We start from the raw sequence: 4,148 nt of genomic DNA, 5'->3' as shown, positions 1-4,148 counted from the left end.
CGGCCGTGACCGCGGTCAACACCAACAACGGCACCCTGAACCTGGAGTTGGCCAACGGGCTGACGATCCCGTACACCCAGGTCAAGGCCGTTTCCTGATTTCCCGCCCACTCCCCAGCAGCACCCCCGAAAGGACACGATCATGGGCTTCCAGCAAGGTCTCTCCGGTCTGAACATCTCCAGCAAGGCGCTGGAGGTCATCGGCAACAACGTGGCCAACGCCAACACCTATGGCGCCAAGGCCTCGCGTGCCGAGTTCGCCGACATGTACGCGGCCTCCCTGGGCGGTGCGGGCAACAACGGCATCGGCATCGGCGCGCGCGTGGCAGCGGTGGCCCAGCAGTTCACGCAGGGCAACATCTCGACGACCTCCAACAACCTGGACCTGGCCATCAACGGGCGGGGCTTCTTCGCGCTGGCCACCGACCAGGGTGAGACCGTCTACTCGCGCAATGGCCAGTTCAAGCGCGACGCCGAAGGCTTCATCATCAACAACGAGAAGCACAAGCTGCTGGGCCAGGCGCTGGACGAAACCGGTGCCCCCGCAGGCCCCGCTGGCTCGCCCATCCAGCTGAGCAACGACGGCTCTGCGCCCGAGCCCGCCGAGGCCATCACCATGACGGCCAACCTGGACGCGCGTGCCACGGCCATCGACTCGGCCATCGGCATCGACTTCGAGAACTCCAAGAGCTACAACTTCGTGACATCGCAGACGGTCTATGGCGACAACGGCGCCCCGATCGCGATGAACTACTACTTCCGCAAGGTGGCCGCTGCCGTGGCCGAAGACCTGTCGGCCACCCCACCCGTGGCAGCGCAAGGCGCCACCTGGGACATCTACGTGACCGCTGACGGCAACACCAACGCCGCATCGATCAACCCACCCGGCGCGGCCACCGCGGTGCCCACGCCCACGCCGCTGCCCATCGGCCAGGTCATCTTCAACCCCGATGGTTCGCTGCCGACCAACACCGTGATCACCCTGCCCGACATCCCGGGTGGCAACAACGGTCAGCCGCTGACGGGCGTGACCTTCGACATGTCGGCCTCGACCGAATACTCGGGCAACTACGCCGTCACCAACCTGATCGGCGGCGGCTACGGCGCGGGCAACCTGTCGGACTTCATCATCGAGTCGGACGGCACCGTCAAGGCGCGCTACACCAACGGTCAGTCCAAGGCCCTGGCCCGCGTGCAACTGGCCGACTTCCGCAACCTCAACGGCCTGCAGCCCATCGGTGCCAACGAGTGGAAGGCCACCAACACCTCCGGCGAGCCCCTGCCGCTCGGCGCCCCCGGCAGCGGCGTCTACGGCCTGCTGCAGTCGGGTGCGCTGGAAGAGTCCAACGTCGACCTGACCGGCGAGCTGGTCAACATGATCGTGGCTCAGCGCACCTACCAGGCCAACGCCCAGACCATCAAGACCGAGGACCAGGTCCTGCAGACGCTGGTGAACCTGCGTTGATGACGGGCTGAACCCCGATCGCTGAAACCGGCACACGGAGCACACCATGGACCGCATGATCTACCTCAGCATGGCTGGTGCGAAGGCCAACTTCGCCCAGCAGGAGGTGCTGGCCAACAACCTGGCCAACGTCAGCACCACGGGTTTTCGCGCCGAGCTGCATGCCCTGCGCGCCGTGCCCGTGCGCGGCGACGGGGCCTCGACCCGCGTCTACTCGCTGGAGACCACCGTGGGTTACGACGAGAGCGCCGGCACCATCACCCCCACCAACCGGCCGCTGGACGTGGCCGTGATGGGCAAATCGTGGATGGCCGTGCAAGGCCTCGACGGCACCGAAGCCTACTCGCGCGCTGGCCACCTGATGACCGACAACCAGGGCACCCTGGTGACCGCCGAAGGCCTGCAGGTGCTGGGCGACGGCGGCCCGATCACGATCCCCGTGGGGACCGAGCCCAGCATCGCCCCCGATGGCACCGTGAGCGCACGCGCACGCAATGGCACCAGCCAGAACGTGGGGCGCATCAAGCTGGTGACGCCCGAGGTCAAGCTGCAGCGCGGCGAAGACGGCCTGTTCCGCGACGCCGATGGCGCCCAGCTGCCCCTGGACGAAACCGCCCGGCTGCAGGACGGCGCCCTGGAAGGCTCGAACGTGAACCCGATCGAGACCACCGTGCAAATGATCGCCTCGCAGCGGCAGTACGAGACGCAGATGCGCCTGATGCAGACCGCCGAGCAAAACGAGAAGTCCGCAGCCCAGCTGCTGTCGGCCAACGGCTGACCCTGAACAACGGCAACGCGCCGAAGGAGTTTCACCATGATGCGTTCCCTGTGGGTATCGAAGTCCGGCATGGAAGCCCAGCAGACCCAGCTGGACCACATCTCCAACAACCTGGCCAACAGCGGCACCAACGGCTTCAAGCAGACGCACGCGGTCTTCGAAGACCTCATGTACCAGAACCTGCGGCAAAGCGGCGCCAGCAGCTCGGACCAGACCACCCTGCCGACCGGCCTGCAAGCTGGCCTGGGTGTGCGCGCGGTGGCGTCCTCCCGCCAGTTCACGCAGGGCAACCTGCAGCAGACGGGCAACAACATGGACGTGGCCATCCAGGGCAAGGGCTTCTTCGAGGTCACCCTGCCCGACGGCACCATCGGCTACACGCGTGACGGCGCCTTCCAGATCGACAACCAGGGCCGCTTCGTCACCAACAACGGCTACCCGGTCAACATCGGGGGCGGCACCATTCCGGCCGACGCGACTCAGGTGACCATTGGCACCGACGGCGTCATCACGGCCACCGTGCCGGGCACGACCACGCCGCAACGCATCGGCCAGTTCCAGCTCTCGACCTTCATCAACCCCAACGGGCTGGATCCCAAGGGCCAGAACTACTTCCAGGAGACCGTGGCCTCGGGCACGCCCCAATCGGGCAACCCGGCCGCCGACGAGCGCGGCAGCCTGGCGCAAGGCTTCGTGGAGACCTCGAACGTCAACGTGGTGCAGGAGCTGGTGATGATGATCCAGACCCAGCGCGCCTACGAGCTCAACTCCAAGGCCATCCAGACCTCGGACCAGATGCTGCAAAAGCTGGGGCAACTGTGATGACCGCCGCTCGCCTCGCACGACGCGCCACGCGCCGGGTCATCCACCGCCTGGCGCTGGGCGCCGCTGTGCTGGCCCTGGCCGGCTGCGAGGTGCTCAACCCACGCGTCGACGTGATGCAACCCACCCAGGTGCGCCCCGTGGCCGGCGCCTACACACCGGTCAACAACGGCTCGCTGTTTCAGCAGGCGGGATACCGGCCGCTGTACGAAAGCCACCGCGCGCGCATGGTGGGCGACATCATCACCATCCAGATCAGCGAAACGGTTTCGGCCAAGCAGGAAACCACCAGCTCGGTCGAGAAAAAGGGCTCGGTCGACAGCACCATCACGGCCGTGCCGATCGCCAACATCACCCAGGTGGCCAAGCTGGGCGCCGAGGGCAGCAGCAACAACAAATTCGACGGCAAGGGCAGCAGCGAGGCCACCGGCACGTTCACGGGCTCGATCACCACCACGGTGGTCGAGGTGCTGCCCAACGGGCACCTGATTGTGTCGGGTGAAAAGCAAATTGGCGTGGCGAAAAACGTCGACGTCCTGCGCTTTTCAGGGCAGATCGACCCCTACACCATCCAGCCGGGCAACCTCGTGAAGTCCAGCCAGGTGGCCAATGTGCGCGTCGAGCAGATGGGCCGAGGCCAGCAGCACGAAGCGCAAGGAATAGGCTGGTTGGCGCGGTTCTTTTTGAGCGTCTCGCCCTTCTAAAGGTCCGGAAAATGGAGCCGAGTCCCCCCTGGAACCGGCGCCATGAACCACACTGACCGCATCCTCAAACTGCTGATCGCCCTGGCCTTCCTGGCCGCATCCGCAGCCCTGTGGTGGCCCGTTCAGGCCCAGGCCGTGCGGCTCAAGGAAATCGCCGCCGTGCAAGGCGTGCGCCCCAACCAGCTGATGGGCTACGGCCTGGTCGTCGGCCTCGACGGCACGGGCGACCAGACCACGCAGACCCCCTTCACCGCCCAGAGCATCAACGCGATGCTCCAGCAAATGGGCATCACGGTGCCCGCTGGCACCGCCATGCAGCTCAAGAACGTGGCGGCCGTGCTGGTGACCGCCACCCTGCCCCCCTTCGCCCAACCCGGCCA

Annotated in this window: 5 protein-coding genes; all 5 read left to right on the top strand. The window is 66.3% G+C overall.

Annotated features, from left to right (window positions below; all coding sequences use genetic code 11):
- The first annotated feature begins 141 nt into the window (after positions 1 to 141).
- On the top strand, positions 142 to 1,464 hold the full coding sequence (gene flgE, locus B2W70_RS00875; RefSeq protein WP_286742051.1) for a flagellar hook protein FlgE: 1,323 nt from the start codon (positions 142 to 144) through the stop codon (positions 1,462 to 1,464).
- Positions 1,465 to 1,510: 46 nt separating this feature from the next.
- Positions 1,511 to 2,242, top strand: coding sequence for a flagellar basal-body rod protein FlgF (gene flgF / locus B2W70_RS00870; RefSeq protein WP_286742050.1), 732 nt, complete (start codon positions 1,511 to 1,513; stop codon positions 2,240 to 2,242).
- 36 nt (positions 2,243 to 2,278) lie between these two features.
- Positions 2,279 to 3,064: a flagellar basal-body rod protein FlgG gene (gene flgG, locus B2W70_RS00865; RefSeq protein ID WP_286742049.1), complete on the top strand. Its 786-nt coding sequence runs from the start codon at positions 2,279 to 2,281 to the stop codon at positions 3,062 to 3,064.
- Positions 3,064 to 3,768, top strand: a complete 705-nt coding sequence (locus B2W70_RS00860) for a flagellar basal body L-ring protein FlgH (RefSeq protein ID WP_286742048.1) — start codon at positions 3,064 to 3,066, stop codon at positions 3,766 to 3,768. Before flgG ends, B2W70_RS00860 begins: the two co-directional genes overlap by 1 nt.
- A gap of 42 nt (positions 3,769 to 3,810) precedes the next feature.
- Positions 3,811 to 4,148 (top strand): flagellar basal body P-ring protein FlgI (locus tag B2W70_RS00855; protein ID WP_286742047.1); only part of this gene is annotated, 338 nt, incomplete at its 3' end.

The sequence above is a fragment of the Aquabacterium sp. UBA2148 genome (assembly GCF_002328915.1).
GTDB lineage: Bacteria > Pseudomonadota > Gammaproteobacteria > Burkholderiales > Burkholderiaceae_C > Aquabacterium > Aquabacterium parvum.
This window is presented reverse-complemented; position numbering and strand designations above follow the sequence as displayed.

Excerpts from the sequence above, each read along its gene's own strand:
- flgE (WP_286742051.1), top strand. The coding sequence starts at position 142 with ATGGGCTTCCAGCAAGGTCTCTCCGGTCTGAACATCTCCAGCAAGGCG.
- flgF (WP_286742050.1), top strand. The coding sequence starts at position 1,511 with ATGGACCGCATGATCTACCTCAGCATGGCTGGTGCGAAGGCCAACTTC.
- B2W70_RS00860 (WP_286742048.1), top strand. The coding sequence starts at position 3,064 with ATGACCGCCGCTCGCCTCGCACGACGCGCCACGCGCCGGGTCATCCAC.
- flgG (WP_286742049.1), top strand. The coding sequence starts at position 2,279 with ATGATGCGTTCCCTGTGGGTATCGAAGTCCGGCATGGAAGCCCAGCAG.